Annotated in this window: 15 protein-coding genes and 1 pseudogene; 9 read left to right on the top strand and 7 right to left on the bottom strand. The window is 58.2% G+C overall.

Translation table 11 applies throughout. From position 1 onward, the window contains the following. Nucleotides 1-41: 41 nt before the first annotated feature. Nucleotides 42-1,529, bottom strand: coding sequence for a glycosyltransferase family 4 protein (locus tag AB7F49_RS02830; protein ID WP_428520100.1), 1,488 nt, complete (start codon nt 1,527-1,529; stop codon nt 42-44). A gap of 451 nt (nt 1,530-1,980) precedes the next feature. Between AB7F49_RS02830 and AB7F49_RS02825 the strand changes: the two genes are divergently transcribed. Both AB7F49_RS02825 and AB7F49_RS02820 read left to right on the top strand, forming a co-directional pair. After that, nucleotides 1,981-3,240 (top strand): hypothetical protein, encoded by a 1,260-nt coding sequence (locus tag AB7F49_RS02825; protein ID WP_428520098.1) that lies wholly within the window; start codon nt 1,981-1,983, stop codon nt 3,238-3,240. 216 nt (nt 3,241-3,456) lie between these two features. Then, nucleotides 3,457-4,365, top strand: a complete 909-nt coding sequence (locus tag AB7F49_RS02820) for an FkbM family methyltransferase (protein WP_428520096.1) — start codon at nt 3,457-3,459, stop codon at nt 4,363-4,365. On the opposite strand, the gene AB7F49_RS02815 is transcribed toward AB7F49_RS02820, so the two are convergent. Beyond that, nucleotides 4,328-5,374 (bottom strand): hypothetical protein, encoded by a 1,047-nt coding sequence (locus tag AB7F49_RS02815; RefSeq protein ID WP_428520094.1) that lies wholly within the window; start codon nt 5,372-5,374, stop codon nt 4,328-4,330. The two genes, AB7F49_RS02820 and AB7F49_RS02815, sit on opposite strands and share 38 nt — an antisense overlap. Before the next feature lie 258 nt (nt 5,375-5,632). Here AB7F49_RS02815 and AB7F49_RS02810 point away from each other — a divergent pair, with 258 nt between their 5' ends. The 4 genes from AB7F49_RS02810 to AB7F49_RS02795 are packed head-to-tail and all read left to right on the top strand — an operon-like array spanning nt 5,633 to nt 9,519. Next, the gene (locus tag AB7F49_RS02810) at nt 5,633-6,703 is read left to right on the top strand and encodes a capsule biosynthesis protein (protein WP_428520092.1); all 1,071 of its coding nucleotides are present in this window, start codon (nt 5,633-5,635) and stop codon (nt 6,701-6,703) included. Further along, nucleotides 6,696-7,520, top strand: coding sequence for an ABC transporter permease (locus tag AB7F49_RS02805; RefSeq protein WP_428520090.1), 825 nt, complete (start codon nt 6,696-6,698; stop codon nt 7,518-7,520). Before AB7F49_RS02810 ends, AB7F49_RS02805 begins: the two co-directional genes overlap by 8 nt. After that, nucleotides 7,517-8,788, top strand: coding sequence for a capsule biosynthesis protein (locus tag AB7F49_RS02800; RefSeq protein WP_428520088.1), 1,272 nt, complete (start codon nt 7,517-7,519; stop codon nt 8,786-8,788). Before AB7F49_RS02805 ends, AB7F49_RS02800 begins: the two co-directional genes overlap by 4 nt. Next, nucleotides 8,788-9,519 (top strand): ABC transporter ATP-binding protein, encoded by a 732-nt coding sequence (locus tag AB7F49_RS02795; RefSeq protein ID WP_428520086.1) that lies wholly within the window; start codon nt 8,788-8,790, stop codon nt 9,517-9,519. The genes AB7F49_RS02800 and AB7F49_RS02795 overlap by 1 nt, the downstream gene beginning before the upstream one ends. 134 nt (nt 9,520-9,653) lie before the next feature. On the opposite strand, the pseudogene AB7F49_RS02790 reads toward AB7F49_RS02795, so the two are convergent. From AB7F49_RS02790 to AB7F49_RS02780, 3 genes and pseudogenes are all read right to left on the bottom strand, one after another. Continuing rightward, nucleotides 9,654-9,773: pseudogene (locus AB7F49_RS02790) on the bottom strand (IS3 family transposase); the annotation flags it as partial. Nucleotides 9,774-9,787: 14 nt separating this feature from the next. Continuing rightward, complete coding sequence (locus AB7F49_RS02785) at nt 9,788-10,465, bottom strand: class I SAM-dependent methyltransferase (RefSeq protein ID WP_428520084.1); 678 nt, start codon at nt 10,463-10,465, stop codon at nt 9,788-9,790. A 481-nt stretch (nt 10,466-10,946) separates the two neighbouring features. Continuing rightward, a complete protein-coding gene (locus AB7F49_RS02780) occupies nt 10,947-11,891 on the bottom strand; it encodes a hypothetical protein (protein ID WP_428520082.1) in 945 nt (314 codons plus the stop codon). Nucleotides 11,892-12,216: 325 nt separating this feature from the next. On the opposite strand from AB7F49_RS02780, the gene AB7F49_RS02775 reads away from it, so the two are divergent. Beyond that, nucleotides 12,217-14,454 (top strand): FkbM family methyltransferase, encoded by a 2,238-nt coding sequence (locus tag AB7F49_RS02775; protein WP_428520080.1) that lies wholly within the window; start codon nt 12,217-12,219, stop codon nt 14,452-14,454. Between the two features lie 141 nt (nt 14,455-14,595). Further along, a complete protein-coding gene (locus AB7F49_RS02770; RefSeq protein ID WP_428520078.1) occupies nt 14,596-15,555 on the top strand; it encodes a hypothetical protein in 960 nt (319 codons plus the stop codon). 197 nt (nt 15,556-15,752) lie between these two features. Here AB7F49_RS02770 and AB7F49_RS02765 read toward each other — a convergent pair whose 3' ends face one another. Further along, nucleotides 15,753-16,499 carry an FkbM family methyltransferase gene (locus tag AB7F49_RS02765; RefSeq protein ID WP_428520076.1) on the bottom strand — a complete coding sequence of 249 codons (747 nt, stop codon included), beginning with the start codon at nt 16,497-16,499 and terminating at the stop codon, nt 15,753-15,755. Between the two features lie 179 nt (nt 16,500-16,678). Then, nucleotides 16,679-16,990 (bottom strand): hypothetical protein, encoded by a 312-nt coding sequence (locus AB7F49_RS02760; protein WP_428520074.1) that lies wholly within the window; start codon nt 16,988-16,990, stop codon nt 16,679-16,681. A 478-nt stretch (nt 16,991-17,468) separates the two neighbouring features. On the opposite strand from AB7F49_RS02760, the gene AB7F49_RS02755 reads away from it, so the two are divergent. After that, nucleotides 17,469-18,068, top strand: a complete 600-nt coding sequence (locus AB7F49_RS02755; protein WP_428520072.1) for a methyltransferase domain-containing protein — start codon at nt 17,469-17,471, stop codon at nt 18,066-18,068. The last annotated feature ends 732 nt before the right edge of the window (nt 18,069-18,800 follow it).

The following is an 18,800-nucleotide window of genomic DNA, read 5'->3' as shown; positions in this document are numbered from 1 at the left end:
CAACGGTACACTGACGTTGTCGCAGGCTCCCAAGCCGGCCCCTACCGGTCTCGCATCGGCAGCTTGTCGATCGTGACGGCAAAAAACTCTCGCCACAACTCCGAAACCCGCTCGATCGAGAACCGCTGCAGAATGCCAGGAGCTTTCTCCAGCAGGCTCCGCCGCCGGCCGGCATTGTCAGGCGTATCCAGCAATTCTTCAACGCGCTGGCAGATTTCCGAGATGTCGTAGGGATCGGCGAAACTGGCCGCGTCCGTCAGCGTCCAGCGAAACACCGGCAGGTTCGAAACCACCGAAGGCGTTCCCATCCGCAGCGCTTCCAGCGGCGCAAATCCGAATCCTTCCGCGAATGACGGGAACACGCAAAGCTCGGCGCCGGCATAGAGCTGACGCAGTTCGACTGCCGTTACGTTCTCGAGATGGAACAGGTTGTGCGCCCGGACATGCGGACGCATCGCGGTGAGGATCGGGGTATTGAGCCAGCCGCCGCTCCCGACGATGACGAATTTCACGTCCTGCTTGGTGCGCGCCCGCAGCATTTCCCACGCCCGGATGGCGTTGATGAAATTCTTCCTCGGCTCCAGAGCCGACACGCTGATGATGTAGCGCAGCGGCTTTGCTTCGAGGCCCGCCCAATCGACCATCAGGTGGGAATCCTGCGCCGAATCCGACGAAGCGGCGCCGGGCGGAGACAGCGATATCAGCGAATGACGGCGCTCGATAATTCGCGGCACGTCCTCGGCGGCAATGTCCGAGCGGTCGAAGTCACCGATTGCGCACGGGATCGCGACCGCCCGCTCGCCCGCACCCGGCACGAGATTGTCGAGATCGTCGACGCTCATCGGCGAGTTGCAGACGAAAATGCCATCCGCCGCCGCGAACCGCGTATAGTTGAACTCCCGCTTCAGCGATGACCATTGGCCGCCCACCGTATCGGGATGGGTCATCGGGATCGCGTCGTGGTAGCGCACGATTCGCCGAACCCCCTGCGGGAGCCGGAGCGGCCGCGGCAGCGGAAAGACCATCGCATCGAAGCCCTGCGCATCGATCTGCTTGTACCGCCATTTCGGGAAGTAGATGCTGCGATCGGCCATTTGCGCAACACTCACGTCGGACACGAAGAAGTCGTGCGCGAGGATGTCACTGCGCTGCTGAGGGAGCAGGCTCTTGTCAAACAGCACGCGCCAGATCGCGTCGCTCTTCATCCAGTCGGGGACCCGCGCAATCGCGTGACCTGCGCGAGCGGCGGCGCGATATTCCTTCCAGAAGGCCTCGAGGATCGCAATCGCAGCCCGCGGCGGCAATCTCGGACGCGGCGAGGTACCCTGAATGATCGCCGCGATGCGCGCCGGCAGGTCGGTCGCCGCCTCGCGCAATCTGGGCATCGCCGCCCTCTCGTTCGGATATATCAGACCCGACAAGGAAATGTCCTTGTTGGCGCTGAGCATCGAAAAGATAAGACGGCTGTCGTGCCCGATTCCGGTATAGCCCTGACCAGCGCCAGACAAATCGAACAGGATCTTTTTCAACTGGTCCCTCTGGATATCGGCGCCGCGGCGCCATGTGACGTGCGGCGCACGTTGATGCGGCTGCGTGACAGGGCACTTGCTTTCGAAACAGTCGAATTTCCGAAATAGTCGATCGCCGCAGCGCCGTAAAGGAAAACCCGTGGGCTGCCGCGTGCGAGTGCCGGTCTCGAACACGGCATCCCCCACCCTTCGGACAGACTGATCGCGCCTGCCGATCGAGACCGCAAAACCGACAGAATACCGGCGCAGCGTTCCGGAACGCGTCCGGAAATCGCGCAGGCCATCCTTCCTGTTCCCGACCACGCACTTATGCAGTCTTGTATCAAGTGCTGCAATGAAGCGTTCGCCAGAGCGCGAAGCGGACGCTTTTTCGGGTGTTGACCTCGCTTTCGACACCTGCAATTGGAACTGCGATCCACGCATTCGATCACCTCCAACGAGCTTGCTGGAAATGGACCGTGCCCAGACGCCTCCGGCGGTTTTTTTTCTGCATATCCCAAAGACCGCCGGCACCAGCATCACGCAGATCATCGACCAGCATTATCACGCCGACGACATTTTTCCGTATCAGACCGCGCTGCAAATCCAGTCATCCCCCGCATTGGAGCGATTGCCGCTTCCGCGCCCACTGCAGAGCTACCGGCTTTTTCGCGGCCACTTCAAATGGACCCTGTTCAGGAAATTTGCCGCGCTCGTTCCGGATCTGCAGCCATTCACATTTCTGCGTGATCCGGTCCGCCATCACTGGAGCATGTATCTGCATCGCAGGCGGGACTCGCTCGAGTCACTCGACGAATTTCCTGTTCAGCGACAGATCAGCATCGCAGCGCGCGAACAGTCTCTGGTGGAGTTCATGAGGGCGGGCTATCTGGGACCGGGGCATCGGCAAATCTCGATGTTTCTCGACAGGGTGCAAATGCCCGACGATGAGGCGCTGGACCTCGCATTGCAGCGACTGCAGGCGCTTGCCATGTTCGGCCTGACGGAAGCCAGTGCCGAGTCAACGATATTGATGAATCGCGCGTTTGGCTGGCGCCATACCGGCGCCATGCCGCTCCTCAATTCCTATACCGGGGGAAGACGTGCGCTGACCCCGGAGGAACTGGAGGTCCTGCTGGAGATAACCGCGCTCGATCGCGAGTTTTACAGGCGGGCGCAGGACATCTTCTGGGATCGCGTCGATCGACTCAGTGGAGCAAGGCCTGACGATCGACCTCTCGCCCTGCCGGCGAAGATCGAAATGGATGCGGCTTTTGCCGGAGTGGGCTGGCATCTCAGGGAGGGAGGCCACCCTTCCGGACGGGATATCACGTGGCGATGGAGCGGGCCGCATTGTCACAGCCGCATCGATGTCGTGCTCGAACGCGTTCAGGACCTGCGGATCGAAATCTCCGTCTTCAATGTCATATCGCCCGACATCCACCGAACCATCGAGTTTTCCGTCAACGGCGCAATTCTGCCTGCCGACAGGCGCAAGACAGAGTCCGGCACGCTGATTTACGGAATGAATGTTCCGCTGGCGCTCGCAGGCAGGAATGGGGGAATGCTGCGGCTGGGCGTTCACGTCGCGCATACGCGCACGTTCCACGAATTGAACGCAGAGGTAGACGATCATCGTCCGGTAGGCGTCGCGATATCCGGGATCGAAATTCTTGCTGACGATGTGTCGGTTCTGGAGCGCGCCAAGCGCTGGGTCCATTCCCGTTCGTGAAACGCACGATCGCCGTATCCACCACAAGCGACGGCTTGCGGCCATACGCCCGCTGGTCACACGTTCAGGCCAGCCAGGAGGTGCCCGATTGCATGTCGATTGCATCGAAACGCCCCCGCCCGCAATGCCGCTATATGCTTGACCCGCCGCAGCCAAATCGAACACTATCGTTTCAATCCATCACTCAATATCCCGGTGCCTCGGCGGCGTAATGACATGCGGACTTTCTTTCAGAATCGCCGGTCGACGCAGGGCCACAAGGCCGATTTGACCGTCGAGCAGCAAGAGCAGCCGCAGCCGGCTCCGTGGCAGCGCTCCGATGTTGCCTATGCATATCTCGGGGATGGAGTCGGACTGGCGCTCACCCATCGCGGCCACAAGATTCTGGTCTTCACCCGCGATTACGGGATCGCGCCTCACATCATCGCCAACGGATTGTGGGAGCCCAATATCGAGAAGGCGATCATGCGGCTGATCGAGCCAGGCGCGACGATCGTCGAGGTCGGCTGCAATGTCGGCTATCACACGCTCGCGATGGCGCAGGCGGTTGGCGCGACCGGACATGTCTATGGGTTCGAGGCCAATCCGGAGCTTTTTTCGCTGCTACGGTGGTCCGTCGACCTGAACGGACTTCTTCCGCGAACCACGCTGTTCAACCACGCCGTGACCGATGCCGTCGGAGAAGTCCGTTTCGACTTCGAGCCGATCGCGGCCGGCGGCGGGCACGTCGTTACCAAGGACCATCGCGAAGGACCGAAGGCCATCACCGTTCGCTCCGAGCCGCTCGACAAGACTCTGGACACGCTGGAAGCCGCCGATCTGATCCGGATGGATGCGGAAGGCTCAGAACCGCTGATCATTGCCGGCGCCGTGAAACTGCTTGGCCGCTCTCCGAAGCTTCGCATCGTCACGGAATGGTCGCCCATCATGATGCGGCACCACGCCAGCGTCAGCGAATTCATTGCATTGCTGCGGAGCTTTGCCTTCCTTGCCTGGCGGATCGATCACGACGCTCAATTCGTGACCACTCCGATGGACGAGCTTGAGGCTCTGCCGCATTGCGAACTCGTCTTCAGCCGGGACGACCTTACGCCGCCGCCCCCTGCGGAGCCCGCTCAAGGGTGACGCTGACCAGATCGATCCAGCCCTCGATCGCCCCTTTCTCCAGAAAGAACCGGATTTCGATCGGAACGCGGTGGTCTTCGATCGCGAAGGGAAGCGAGAAGATGAAGGTTCCGGACTCCGGCAGATCAATTCGGCCGCCCGACAGAACCTCGCCGCACTTGACGTCCACCAGAAGCGTGTTCTGCGAATAGCTCTCTCCGATCTTGATCTGGACGGTGGCGCTCCAGAAGCCGCGCGGAAGACACAGGTGCGGCGCGTAGATCACGAATCGGGAGCGCCCGGCGAGTTCGAGCGGGCCGGAGACATATGCCCCCTTTTCGTTTGCGGTATGGAACAGCTGCTTCGGCCAAATGAATTGTGCCGGCGGACGCCCTTCAATCATCCTGTAATAAGGCTGCAGGACCAGCTCGACGAGCTCCCTGTCATCGCGATCCAGTTCCGTCGCCCATCTGCCAAGCGGCTTGGCAATTTCGACCTGTTGTAAGATTTGCGATTCGACCGAAGGGTCGGTCCCCCTCCTGTAATCCTTGATCAGCCGCGAAAGCACCTTTTCGGTGTCTGCCTCACTCAGATTCAATCCGTAATGCGCGGAAACCTCCCGCAGGAATCGTCGAACCGTGGTGTTGCTTCGACGGTGAAAAATCCTGGCTGAAAGCGACCCGTGAAACGTGCTCAGGCACGTGTAGCAGAGACAGGCGAACCGGATGGACTTTCGCGCATCGAGTTCACGGGCCTTCATCACGTAACCGACGACATCGGCCGGCTCTTCGACGAAAATCGTGAGGGGTGCCTTTACCCGAAGCAGCAGGTCCGCCATCTTCGCGTCGGGCGAATCCGAATAGATGATGACCTGATCATTCGCCCGCGCGCCGAAGGCTTTCTCCAGATCGGCAAACTTCACGGCCGCGATGTACTGGAATTTGCCGCGGGTCACTTCGACCGCGGTTCTCAGGAGCATGATCGACCAGGCCGTGAAGGCCGATGGGGTTCCCAGGACGGTCAGCAACATGGTCGGTTCATCGCCGCAATTCCAACACAAACAAGCCGCTCAGTCATGGCGATTCTTCTTTTATTTCAGAACTTTACCATAGTTGTGGTGACGCAATTTTCCTATTATTAGTGCTCGTGGGCGAATGGGGCATTGCAGGACGTGGCCGTTCCCGTTCAACGTATGCAAGGGATACTCGGCCTCCGGCCGGGCGTGAAGCGTTTTCAGCCGCTGCAATTTGGGGCGGTTGTGCGCCAGCGTTTGTCTGTCGCGCAGCGGATGCTCCTCGCCATTGTAATTATCCCGACCTTTATCGCCGCAATCTACTTTGGCCTGATTGCAAGCGACCGATATGTTTCGGAGGCGACCTTTATCGTCCGCGGCGCTTCGCAGCAATCGTCCAGCGGAATCACCTCAATGCTTCGGAGCTTCGGCCTGTCCCGTGCGGACGACGATACGCGCGCCGTGCAAGATTACATGCTGTCTCGCGTGGCCGTTCGCCAGCTGGATGCGCGGCACCCTCTAAGAGAAATCTATTCACGAAGCGGGACGGACTGGTTCACCAGATTCCCGTCCTTTTGGCGGAAAAACACCGACGAAGCGCTGTATGACTATTATATTTCGCGAGTGACCATTCTGTACAACCAGTCCACCGGCATCACCTCGCTTCGGGTTTCGGCCTTCACCCCGGAAGATGCACAGACACTCGCTCGAACATTGCTTTCACTCAGCGAGGAACTGGTAAACCGCCTCAACGCGAGAGCGCAAGGCGACGCGATCGAGCATGCCAGGTCCGAAGTTGCGCGCGCGGAAAGCAAGGTTATCGCTTCCCAAAGCGCAATCACGACGTTTCGAAACCGAGAACTCATCTTCGATCCGTCGAGCAATTCCGCCAAGTCGCTTGAGATCGTGGGAAAGCTGGCGAGTGAACTCGCGCGAACCAGAACCCAGCTCGACGAAACGCAGACCGCGGCCCCCTCTAACCCGTCGATTCAAGGCCTTCGAATCCGCTCGGCCGCGCTTCAGGAACAGATCAGGCTGGAACAGTCGAAATTGGCAGGCGGCAACGATGCACTGGCATCAAAGATGTCGGATTACGAACGCCTGGTGCTCGGACGGGAGTTTGCCGATCGCGAATTGACGCTTGCGGCAGGCGCCCTTGAGGTCGCGCGTCAGCAGGCTCGCAAGCAGCACATCTATATCGAAACGATCGCGTCGCCTCACCTGAGCGACGAGTCGACGGAACCGCGCCGCTGGCGCGGATTCTTCACGGTTCTCATATTTTCTCTCGCGCTGTTCTGTATCGCATGGTTCCTTTACGTCGGCGCCAAAGAGCAATTGCATGGGTGACGAACTCCGACGGCTGAGCAGCCGGATTGTTGATGCGCCGCTCGTTGCCGCGTTGCCGGCCAAGTCCCGCATCATCGGCGCGCTTATCATGCGTGAAGCCATGTCGCGCTTCGGCCGCGAGAACCTTGGCTTCTTCTGGCTGATGGCGGAGCCCCTGCTGCTCACGTTGGGAGTGATGGTGGCCTGGAGCATCCTGAGACACAATTCCAACACCGATGCGATCGGCATCGTTCCGTTTGTCCTGACCGGATACACGATGCTGACCCTTTGGCGCCACTCGGTGACCCGCGCCGTCCATGCGTTTCGGAATAATGCCGGTCTGCTCTTTCACAGGCAAATCTATTACCTGGATATCATAGTGGCGCGTGTGCTTCTTGATATGATTTCAATCGGGACTGCGTTCTTTGTCGCGTACGTGCCTTTCTATCTTTTCGAGATCATCGAACCGATTTATGATCCCCTTGCGCTCATCGTCGCATGGTTGCTGATGGGCTGGCTTTGCTTTGGGCTGGCACTCATTATCGCCGCTCTCACCGAAATGATCGACCCGCTTGCACACTTCGTGCAGCCGGTCATGTATCTGCTCCTGCCAATATCGGGAGCGTTCTTCCTGGTCGAATGGCTGCCCCTCAAGGTTCAAAAAATTGCGTTGATTCTGCCAATCGTCCATTTGATGGAAATGTTCCGATTCGGCCTGTTTGGGAACAGGACGATCACTCATTGGGATGTGGCCTACGTGGTTGCGTGCTGCATCTTTCTCACAACGGCTGGTCTCCTTCTTGCACAGGCTGCCAGAACCAGAATCCGGTTTGAATGAATGTCGTGACCAAACCAGTAACAAAGGCTCGTGGCAGAACCGCCCCTCCTGTTACGTTGGCCTCTACGGCACGACGTGCAGCAGAAGCCGCTCCGCTGGTCATTACGCCGCTGAACGACGGGTTCCAGACAGCAATCGAACCCGACGCCGCGCCGCCTCGGCATTGGGCGATCGAATATATCAGCCAGCACAAACTGTTTTTCTTCATTACGGTCCTGCCAACGCTGGTCTCGATTCTTTATTTCGGCCTTATTGCAGCCGATCAATACACTTCCGAGGCGCGCTTCATCGTTCGAAGCACATCCGGAGGCGGATCGTTTTCCTCGATTATCGGAAATGCTTCGACGAGCTCGCTTCCGACGGCTCCCCGGTCGCAGGACGAGACCTATGCCGTCAACGAATACATTTTGTCTCGCGACGCCGCGCGTGCACTCGCCAGCCAACATGGGCTCGACGAGATATTGGCGCGCCAGGAAGGCGACTTCATCAACCGCTTTCCGAACGTCTTCACACGAAATAATTTCGAGAAGTTCTATGAACACTACCTCAAATTCGTCACCGTTTCGATCGGGGAAAGCGGAATCAGCACGCTTGAGGTTCGAGCGTTCCGGCCGGATGACGCCCAGACCATTGCACTGGCGCTTCTTTCGCGCGCCGAACAGCTGATCAACAAGCTCAACGTTCGCGCAAGGGCCGACGCGGTAAAATTCGGTGAGGAGATCGTCCGACAGGCAGAGGCGAGGGTCAGTGACGTACACCAACGCATGACCGACTTTCGAAATCGGGAAATGATTGTCGATCCGAGCAAGCAATCTGCAACGACGCTTGAGCTCGTCGCGCAGCTCACAGCGGATCTTGCGCTCGAAAAAGCGCAGCTTGACCACATTATGACAATGACACCGAACAGCCCGCAGATTGAAGCGATGCGAAATCGCATTCGGGCGATGGAGCATCAAATCAGCCAACAGCGATCGGTCGTCACCGGCGGCGATCAATCGATGGCCAAGAAGCTCTCCGAGTTTGAACAGATCGTTCTCGAGCGCGAGCTCGCGGTCAAATCACTGTCGCTGGCATTTGTTTCCCTGGAAAACTCACGTCAGGACGCGCAGCGGCAGCAACTATATCTCGAACGCGTGGTTGAACCTCATCTGCCCGATTACCCGCTTTATCCGAAGCGGCTTTTTTCGATTGTTTTCGCTTTTGGGCTCTGCATTTCGATATTCTGGATGGTGCGGAGTTTTGTGGCGGCCATACAGGGTCATTCCTGATGGCAATCGGAACAGCAGCGCTTGATCGTATCGATGCACCCGTTCGCCTGGAAGATCTGGCGACAGCGCAGATTCATGAGCGCTCAATTGATGTCCGCAATATCTGCAAGGAATACCATACCGAGATTGGCCTCCGGCGGGTGCTCGACAACATCAACTTTTCGATTGGAGTCGGCGAGAAGATCGCCGTTCTGGGCCAAAATGGGGCTGGCAAGTCCACGCTGGTCAGAATCATCGGGGGCGTCCTGCCACCGACATCAGGCGTGATTTATCGCGGACTGACGATGTCGTGGCCGATCGCATTCAGCGGCGGTTTCTCTGCTCAGATGAGTGGATTGGACAACATTCGGTTCATTTCGCGCCTGTACGGAGTTCCCTTCGGCGATATTCTCGCCTATGTCGACGATTTTGCGGAACTGGGTCGTCAGCTTTTTCTTCCGGTCCGCAATTATTCATCCGGCATGCGCATGAGACTCGCTTTCGCACTCACACTCGCAATTGATTTCGAGTGCTACCTGATCGACGAAGTGATCGCGGTGGGAGACAAGCGATTTCGGGAAAAGTGCCACGAAGCACTCTTCGTGAAGAAGAAAGACCGCGCCATGATCCTGGTAACTCACAGTCCCTCGACGCTCAGGGAATATTGCAGCAAGGCATTGGTCATGAAGAATGGCCGGGGGCGCATCTTCTCCGATATCGAGTTTGCGCTTTCCATCTACGGATCATTATAGGCTCGGCCGCCCGGATGCCGGAGACTCAATGCTTTTCGCGTCGCTTCGGCTGGCGAGGTTGGCCCGCCGCCGAACTTCGATCCGGTGGCGTCCAGCGTGTGGAACCAGCGCCCATTCAGGATTCACACTTGCGAGAGGATGAGCTGCAGCAGCGTTCTGTCGAGGCTCAGGCCGGACACGAGCTTCCGCAACGTGACATTCTCGCAGGCAAGCTGCTTCAGCCGGCGCGTCTCGGTCGCCACCAGGCCGTCGTAACCGATATCCGACTTTATGTCGGTGCTGCCTGAGTCCCAGCCGGCTTTTGCATGAAGAACTTGCCGGCTCCGGTCGCCAGCAACAGGCTGTTGTCCGCCGCGAATCGATTTACCGCTCCAACAACGCCGGGCCATGCGGCTGAATAATCATCTCCGAATATTGCGCCGCCGGGCCGTAACGCACTGTAGTACAGATTCAAATCTGTCCTCACCTCTTCCTCTTCGTGCCCGGCATCGACATAAACGAGGTCAGGGGTAATTCCGAGGCGCTTGAGAAGATGATAGGCGGCAGAAGATGTCATCGGCAAGGGATAGACGCGATCCTGAATGTTCTGATCATGAATGTTCCTTATGAACTGACGGAACATCGTCGGATAGCCACCCTTCAACATGAGCGATTTGCGAAACTCCGGATTGATCCACAGCGTATCGTTCGACCCCAGCCAGGTGTCAATGCAGATAAACTCCGTCGGAAGGTCCATGGTCTTTGCGATCCCGGCCATATGACACAAGGAGGCCCCCTTCCATGAACCCACTTCAAATACGATTCTGGGTTTCACCAGTTCGAACGCCCTCTGAAAAACCAGGTTCGTGCTTCCCCATCCTTGGATATCCGGGGACAGACTCTGAAAGTCCAATTCGGAATAATCCCTGTTAAGACCGATTGAGCTGAATTTCTGAGCCAGGCTCATGGCAGCGTTCATCCTTTGGCTGATTGGTTGCGATCATTGGAGAGAAGCGGAAGAGTTCACTACGATTCAAGTTCCGATCCGTGCTCGGCGGACGTTCATTCGCCTCCGGCGTCTGTCAGGGCTGGGTTGGGGACGCTGCATCGGCTGCGATCGAAATAACCAAACCACATAGGCCGTTTGAGTCCCCCCGCAAGCGCCATCATCAAGCCGAGATGCACATGGACAATAGCACGACGGAAATCGCCTGCGCCCGATAGGGATGGCACTCACGAGTTGCTGTCGACCGGGGCTCAGACTCGAAGCCACCGGCATTTCCCCATTTGCCCAAGCCGTGTCTGGAACGCTGTTTTGTCTACTCTAGCGCATTCGGTCATTATCCCTCAAGCACGCTACCTGCGATTGCCTTCCTTGGGACCGACCTTGCACAAGCATTGCAATCAAATGCGTTCTTCAGCAGCCCGCCAGTGACCGGTTTCTCGTCCTACCGTTCGGCCCGAGACAGGCCTGTCAGGGTTCGCTTGATCTCCTGAAACGGATTGGATTTCCACCCAGAGATGGTCGCGTGCGGACGGCTGGTGGCGTCCTCTTCATGGCTTCGAGGTTGAGCCGGAGGCGTCTCGATCGGGGCGCTGGCGCTTTCCTGCTCCTGCCGAATACGAACCAAGCTGTCGTGATGCGCGGCAGCAGCCAGGAACTGCTCGCGCAGCTCCTGCTGCACTTCAGCGAGTTGCCGATACAGAAGGCTTCGTTCTGCGTCAAAAGTCTTACGCTGCTCGTCGATCTCGGACTGAAGTTCTCCGAGTTGCGCCTGTGCTTTGGTGAGCCCGGCCTCGGCAATCCGGAACTCGCTGAGCGCCGTGTCGGGATCAGTGGGAAATGAAAACGGCAATGGGAGCGATGCGGCCTCAAGTTCTCCATCCAAGCTCAGAGCTACCCGGTCGAATGCGACCGCCTGGCAGGCAACAATCGCCTGCCATGCCTTCCAGGCCGGCACGCTCAGTCTCAGCATCGCATGCGTCGGAGCGCCAAGCATTGCTAAACGTTGCATGAGCGCTGTCTGAAATAGCTGCGGATCCAGCTCGATCGCCGATATGGAAGCGAAAATTACGCGCTGGCGATGAAGACGATATGCCGATAGCAGAGTGCCGGCCTGCTGTTTCCAGACGGCCAGGCTCGCCGAGGGAGGACAGTTCAATACCAGCCCACGAGCCACCGCAATTCTCGCGGGGTCGTAGAGCACGAGGATTCGGCTCTCCGCCGATTCGGCGAGTGCCCGGCGAAGCGCATCAACTCCGTCCGGTTCCGAAGCTGAGATCGCAGTAATATCCCGGTCGGCCAAATAGGACTGGACCTGCTTGATGACGTCAACCTCTGCGGCTTGTCCCTCACCCCCGTCACCAAGGTTCGCCGTCCGTATGTCAAACATGGACTTTTGATCTGTGAAAGGTTTCCGCTCGACTGGAAATTACTGCGGCGGGACGCCACAATAGCATGACCCAGCACGAATAGGCGTCAAAATTGACATCGTCAATGGCGCGTCCGCACCAAGGAATTCCGTCCTTAGACGGCGACCGGAGGTCCATCAGCCCGAAACGCAAAGGGATCGATCTGCCGTATCTTGCTGCCGGCAAGAACAGGCGATACCAGCCGGCGAGCGACGGATGATCTTGAGGCTATGATTTGTCGGTCTGAAATAGGAAAATGGGTCTTGCGACCCGGTGAGAAAGCTAGTCGACAACAGAGACCAATATATGAACGTCCAATCCACGTCAGCAGCTTGGCTGGCGGCGATCGAACAGCGTGAGGAGATCGGAACCATTCTGCACCTTGGTGCTGGCTGGGGTAACGAGTTAGCGGCATGTCTGGAAACCGGCGCTCGAGAGGTTGTCCTGGTAGAACCGAACGCTGACTTTCTGTCAGCGCTTGAGCGGGAGGCCGAGAACAATCCTCGAGTGCGGCTCCTTCCCGTTGCGGTATCCGCAAAGCCCGGCCGCGCGCCGTTTCATCTGCTGAATTTTTCATCGCGGTCAAGCCTGAATGTACCCACCGGCCTGTCCGAGATATTTCCCGGACTGCGCGAGGTCGCAGAGGTTGTCGTTGAAACTCTCAGTATTGACCAGATTTTGGAGCGGCTTGCGCTCGACGTCGACGCGAGTCATGTCCTCATCGTCGATTGCCCCGGGGCAGAACACGTCGTGCTCGACTCGCTGCTTTCGATCGACCGGATGCTGCAGTTTCGCCACGTGTTCTTATACGGTGCGAAGGAGATAATGTACGATGGCAGCAGGTCCATCGACGAACTCGTCGCATTGCTGGAGAAGCACGGCTACCAGGTCGAGGGACGCGATACGACTGACCCGGATTTTCCTGGCTTCAGGATGCGGCTTGATCCGCTTTCGTTGGACAATGCGCGACTTGGCGCTCAGCTCCAACAGACTTTGATCGAAACTGAGACGCTTCGCGCTGAGGTCGCGGCGCGAAATGACCGAATAGCCCAGCTTGAGAAGGCCCTGACGGAAGCGAGGGACGAAGCCACGGGTATCGGCGGTGCACGTGCCGACATTGAGGCGATGCTTGAGGCGGCGAACGGCAGGCTGGCGGTGCGGGATATTCGAGTCGCTGAGCTTGAGACGGCGCTCGATCAAGCGCGATCGATGGCCGAATTCGCTGGCAAGGCGTGCGGCGAGGCTGAGACCCGGTTGAAAGCGGAGACCGACAGGCTCGCAGAGCGAGATATCGAGATAGCGGAGCTGGAGAGAGCGCTCACTGTGGTGCGGGAGGCAGCTGCGGATGTTGGCAAGACGCGGGTCGAAGCGGAGGCCAGGCTTGCGGAAGTAAGCAGCAGGCTGGCCGCCCGGGACGGCCTGGTGACTGAGCTCGAGAAGGCGCTGGCCGAGGCGCGAACGCTGGTCGAAGCTTCAGGGCAGGCGTGCAGCGCGAGCGAGGCCCGGCTGAAGGAGGAGAGTAGCAGGCTCGCGGCGCGGGAGGCGGAGCTCGAAAAGGCACTTGCCGAAGCTCGGGCCGCGGCCCACGCTGCCGGCAAGGCGCGTAGCGAGACCGAGAGCCGACTGAAGGAAGAGAGTGTCAAGCTCGCGGCGCGGGACGGTCGGGTGGCGGAGCTTGAGAAGCAACTCGGCGAGTCCCGGGCTGCGGCCGAGGTCGCAGCCAAGGCGCGGGGCGAGATCGAGGCCCGGATGAAGGAGGAGACCGTCAAGCTCGCGGCGCGAGACACTCGGGTGGCGGAGCTTGAGAAGGCACTCTCCGAGTCTCGGACAGCGGCCGAGGCTGCAGTCAAGGCGCGTAGCGAGACCGAGAGCCGGCTGAAGGAAGATAGCGCCAAGCTCGCGGCACGAGATGACCGGATCGCGGAGCTTGAGAATGCGCTGACTGTGGTGCGCCAGGAGACTGCAGCTGTTGGAAAGGCGCTCAGTGATGTGAAGGCTCAGCTTGGCGAGCAGGTCAAGATATCTTCCACCGAAACGGACCGAGCCAAGACTTTGGAAGCGACCCTCTCCGAGGCGCAGGGCTCGCTGAAAACTGTGGAGGCAAAACTTGCGGGAGCGGAAAGCCGAAATACGGAGCTTGACAGCAAACTCAAACAGGCACTTCAGGACGTTCATCTGGCGCGGCAGGATTTGGCGGTCGCCGTGCGTCTGAACGCAGTGGTTCAAATGGACTTCCGTGATTTGCAGGAACGCTATCGTGAAACGCTGCGGACAAAAGCAAGCCAGGAGGAACTGCTTCGTAACCTCACCCCCCGTCTGCAGGAGGCCGCGCTGTACTTGAGCGATGTTGCCTCAAACGAGACCGGAAAAACATCGCCGCTGACAAAGAAGCCCCCGAAGGAATACGGGATCGCCTCGGTTTCAAGGGATGGGAAGCAAGTCCCCACTCTCGCGAGCGCGCCAAAAAGTGAACAAAACAAGCCTGAAAGAAGTTCAATCAGAAAAGCCAGGGGGAGAGTTCTGAAGCCCGGGAGCCGGGATTAGACCCGACTTGCAGCGGAAGGCTGACTGCGAAACTCATAGAACGTTCTGATTTTCGACAACAAACTCGCCGCCGCAAAATCGGAATCCGGCGCGCCCGTTTTTCCATGGCATCGTGAATTCAAGTGCGGAGATTGTTTCGGGATGATCGACAGACCGAGAAGAACGACGCCAATCGACAAGGCTCTGGCCCTTCTGGATAATCATTTCGGACCAACCGAAGTGCGATCCTCCTTGAGTCTTCTGGAGCAGTGTGAAGCCTTTTGTGCAGCGCTGGAGGCGAAGGAGCCGGAGCCTGTACGGATGCTGCATCATTTCGCCTGCACCGGAGGCACGGTGATTGCGAAATGCATCGCTGCTGTGCCGAATACGGTTCTGCTTAGCGAAATTGACCCCCTGAGCACGCTGCAAACAGGCGAAAAGGCGAAGAGATTTGCGCCAACGGACCTGATTCTCAATCTGCGCAACAGTCTTCGGAGCGTGAACGACGAAACGATCGAAACGGTTTTCGCGGACGGCTTTCTTGCAATGTACAAGAGCCTTACCCTGGAAGGGCGCCGCCTCGTGATACGAGAGCATACCCATTCCCATTTTTGCACGAAGGTTGACCCGGCCGGACGTCCGTCAGTGCACGATCTCATCGCAAGGATTGTGCCGGTGCTTTCGGTTGTGACGGTCCGGCACCCGCTGGATTCGTTCCTGTCGCTCCAGGCGAACCGCTGGATTCATTTTTCACCATCTACACTTGAGGAATACTCAAGGCGCTATCTGGCGTTCCTGACGGCATATGAGAAAGTTCGCGTCATCCGATACGAAGACTTCGTAGCCGATGTCGAACATACGCTCCAAGAGATGTGCGACATCTTCAAGCTTCCGCACAATCCATATTTCTTGGAACTGCTGCCGATCATATCTATTTCAGGAGACAGCGGCCGATCGAGCAACATCATTGAACCGCGGTCGCGGCGAGAAATTCCAGAAGCAGTTGCCGAGCAGGTGTTATCCAGCCCCAGTTATTTCAGGCTTTGCCAAGACTTGGGATATGAGCCGAGCCCGACGAATTTCGAACGAGGTCGAGTATCAGACCAAGGTCGCGCCAACTGATGCTGACGGCGGGTGATGCAAGGACAGGATGAGTAAAGCGATAGTCCGCAAATGCAGGAGGGATCGCTACGATAGCGCACCGATAGGCAGTCGGCGGGCGCCGTACGAGGCCCGCCGTTGGTCAGTGGGGCTGCCCAGCAGACCGTTTGAGCTTGGCGTCCTGAGCTGCGCGGCGCTGATCGCCGTGCAGTCGCCATTCAGACATAGGGGTCCTCGATCGGCTCGTCCTCAAGATGCCGGAAGCCGTGCTGCCATTTCGCCCAATGCACCTTGCCCTCGCTGTATTGCCAGGGTCTGTACTTCAGTTCGGCCTGGCGCAACCGATTGTTGATCATCACCAGGTCGACCAGCGCCAGCTGCCCGTAATAATAGGCATTGTCGCAGATATCGAACATCCGAAAGCCGACCTTTTCGAGCATCGCGGCGCGCGAACAAAGATCCTGCCGCCCAATCGAGGTCTCGATGATGACAAAGGAGGCGCCGCGTAGCACCGTCTGCCCACCAGCGATGATCTTCTCCTCAACCCCATCCACGTCGAGTTTCACCAGGTAGGAAAGGTCAGGAAGGGCGGCGCCGGCGAAGACGGTGTCGAGCCGCCTCGTGGGGACTTCCTCGATCTTGACAAGAAACGGCATGTCCTCTTCGCGCTTGTCTCTGAGATGGGCATGGGTAACCCGTCCCGACCCATCCTGGCTTGTGTTGTGCAGATAGAGAACTCCGTCCGTGTCGCTGAGCGCAATCTTGTGCAACGTATAGGCGATCCCCTTCTTGCGATAGTTCTCCTCCAGCTTCTGATGATAAACGGTGGTCGGCTCGAACAGATGATGATGGCGGTCCGAGAAGACCTCCATCAGAAAATCCGTCTTGCTCTGCGCGCCGATATCGACCACCTGCCGCACCGCCTCGGGCGAGATCTGGCGCACGAGTCGCAGGGACTGGGTCATGACGGGGTATCGCATAAAGCTCTCGCCGGAAGCGTTGTTAACCACAAGTCTCTGCCCCTACACCGAAAGCAACCCGAAGGCTAGGTCGCGGAAGAAGGGCCCGTCGTTGCCGCGGCGCAGCGATGGTCGTGCGGCGGCCATCAGACATCGCCCGCCACGAAAAAAAACGGATGATTTTCCTATTGGCGCATTTTGAGATCGGTATCCTGGGGCCGCCGTTCTCGATCAATCGGTTGCGGCATGACTTCCGTCCTATCATCCAGTGCTTTGTCGACGAAGCCGCCGCTTGCGATTTTCAAGCCGTATCTGGGCAAGCGACGGTTTTGCCCGCTTGAAACGTCTTCTCTGTCCAAAACGGAAGGCGACTGGCCACTCTTGAGCATCGCGGCAAGGTTCGTCGAGAATGCTGGCAAGGCGCTCAGGCGCTCGGAGTTATCAATGCCGATGTAGCGAGGATCTCTGTCCGAATGATGCGCCGGACAGGCTGTCATGCGGCGCCCGCCTCGTTGAGCGCCGGGGCGCGGAACTCGTCCGGCTCGCCTTGCCGCGCACGACGCGATGAAGGCCGAGACCGGGCGCCTGCCGCCAGACCTTGCGTGCGCCATACACCTCTAAAATCACGGTGCGATGCGCTCGACGCCCGGCTTCAGCGCCGGTCCCGCTTCGCTCGCGCCGAGAGCCTCTCCGGGTCGAAGCTTTTGGGCGACAGGTCGTCGGAGGTTGACGGGCGATCGGCGGCATTCTCGCAGATCGGCTCGGCCCCAATGCGCGTCGCGGTGATCGTCGATGTGACGTTGGACTTTGCCGCAATGCACGAATAATCTTGGCATCGATGTTGGCAATAAAACCATAAGGTGAGAGTGGGCAATGCTGAGCGTATGTAACATCTGCGCAAGTACAGAATTTCAAGACTTCAAGCAACGCCCTCTCGCTCAATGCAAGGGTTGCGGCTCTCTCGAGCGGACCAGGTTGCTGGCGTTTTATCTTGCTCAGATGAAGCTGGACCCTGGCGCAAGTGTTCTGCACATCGCTCCCGAGAAAGGACTATTCGATTATTTTTCGTCACGGTGGGAAATAAGCGACTACGTTGTTGCTGATTTTAATCCCGAGCAATACGCCTTTACGAAGTGTCGGAGTATCGACCTCTGCAATCTTGAAAGTTGGCCTTCGGACCAATTTGATTTGATCGTGCATTCCCATGTTCTGGAACACACCACCTGCAATATTGCCTATACAATTTATCACCTTCATAGAATGCTCAAGAGGAATGGGCGTCATGTTTTTGTTGTTCCGTTTGCATCCGGAAAATATGAAGAGAGCTTTCGCACGATGAGCAACGCGGAGCGAACGCAAAGATTTGGTCAGTGGGACCACGTCCGGCGCTTCGGATGTGACGATATTGATATGCACCTGGGAAAAATTGTTCGCCTGCCGTCTGCGTTTGACGCCACCAGTTTTGCGACCGTGACAGAACTGGAACAGGCAAATATCCCGAAATTGAGTTGGACGGGGATAAACCCTTCTACCGTGATAGATTTGGCAAAGAACGACTACTTGCTGAGTAGATAAGTTTGAACTGCTGAGACGGATTGTACAAAGTGTACCCGGATGCATGTATGGCTGACAAGAAAATCGGCCGACCGTACAGAGAGCGCGATCGGCTGACAGTACTGCTACGAGCGGGCGGCATCAGGCGGTTTCTTGTTGGCTCGTTTTGATGGTTGCTTCTCCTCCTTTCGCTGTTGGGTTTTGAGCAGACCTTCGACGAAGGCTGTTGCCGCGGCCCTCCATGCCGCGGCCCTGGTGCGAACCGCGCTGATCATATTTCCATGTATGTATCGAGAACGTCCTGCATCTCCGCGGTTGTCTCGAACCAGTGCGTCGTCCCTCGGCGCGGAAGTGTGCGGTGCAACCACTCGACGATGCCGTTGGCTTGCAGGCCCTGGTCGTGCGCCGAACCTTGGCCAAGGGGACACGGAGGTATGCCCGTTTCGCAACGGGCGGGGGTTGGCCTGAAAGCTGGTGGATGGCCGACCGAGGATGGTATGGACTGACATCAAGTCCTGTGCTGAAATTTCAATCATTGCAAATTACCAGCCCGGAAGAAGGCTGGCTGTTGCGTGTGAGATCGACGATCTTGCGTTATCTCGAAGAGGAGGCTGGCGTGAACTCTGATGCTCTCAACTGCCAATTGGCGGCCGGGGGACCGTTTCGCTTGCCGTGCATTCCGTGATCCTCTGGCATGAGCGAACTCACGACTGCTCAGCCACCCTGAAATTCTTGCGGGAACTGCTTGGCAGA

Source organism: Pseudorhodoplanes sp. (assembly GCF_050250235.1).
GTDB lineage: Bacteria > Pseudomonadota > Alphaproteobacteria > Rhizobiales > Xanthobacteraceae > Pseudorhodoplanes.
Note: the sequence above shows the minus strand (reverse complement) of the source record. Positions and strands in the feature narration are given on the sequence as shown.

What these genes read in the sequence shown, in the direction of transcription:
- AB7F49_RS02775 (WP_428520080.1), top strand. Translation starts at nt 12,217, where the DNA reads ATGAACGTCCAATCCACGTCAGCAGCTTGGCTGGCGGCGATCGAACAG.
- AB7F49_RS02785 (WP_428520084.1), bottom strand. Translation starts at nt 10,465, where the DNA reads ATGAGCCTGGCTCAGAAATTCAGCTCAATCGGTCTTAACAGGGATTAT.
- AB7F49_RS02765 (WP_428520076.1), bottom strand. Translation starts at nt 16,499, where the DNA reads ATGACCCAGTCCCTGCGACTCGTGCGCCAGATCTCGCCCGAGGCGGTG.
- AB7F49_RS02795 (WP_428520086.1), top strand. Translation starts at nt 8,788, where the DNA reads ATGGCAATCGGAACAGCAGCGCTTGATCGTATCGATGCACCCGTTCGC.
- AB7F49_RS02800 (WP_428520088.1), top strand. Translation starts at nt 7,517, where the DNA reads ATGAATGTCGTGACCAAACCAGTAACAAAGGCTCGTGGCAGAACCGCC.
- AB7F49_RS02760 (WP_428520074.1), bottom strand. Translation starts at nt 16,990, where the DNA reads ATGACAGCCTGTCCGGCGCATCATTCGGACAGAGATCCTCGCTACATC.
- AB7F49_RS02825 (WP_428520098.1), top strand. Translation starts at nt 1,981, where the DNA reads ATGGACCGTGCCCAGACGCCTCCGGCGGTTTTTTTTCTGCATATCCCA.
- AB7F49_RS02770 (WP_428520078.1), top strand. Translation starts at nt 14,596, where the DNA reads ATGATCGACAGACCGAGAAGAACGACGCCAATCGACAAGGCTCTGGCC.
- AB7F49_RS02805 (WP_428520090.1), top strand. Translation starts at nt 6,696, where the DNA reads ATGGGTGACGAACTCCGACGGCTGAGCAGCCGGATTGTTGATGCGCCG.
- AB7F49_RS02810 (WP_428520092.1), top strand. Translation starts at nt 5,633, where the DNA reads ATGCTCCTCGCCATTGTAATTATCCCGACCTTTATCGCCGCAATCTAC.
- AB7F49_RS02815 (WP_428520094.1), bottom strand. Translation starts at nt 5,374, where the DNA reads ATGTTGCTGACCGTCCTGGGAACCCCATCGGCCTTCACGGCCTGGTCG.
- AB7F49_RS02780 (WP_428520082.1), bottom strand. Translation starts at nt 11,891, where the DNA reads ATGTTTGACATACGGACGGCGAACCTTGGTGACGGGGGTGAGGGACAA.
- AB7F49_RS02820 (WP_428520096.1), top strand. Translation starts at nt 3,457, where the DNA reads ATGCGGACTTTCTTTCAGAATCGCCGGTCGACGCAGGGCCACAAGGCC.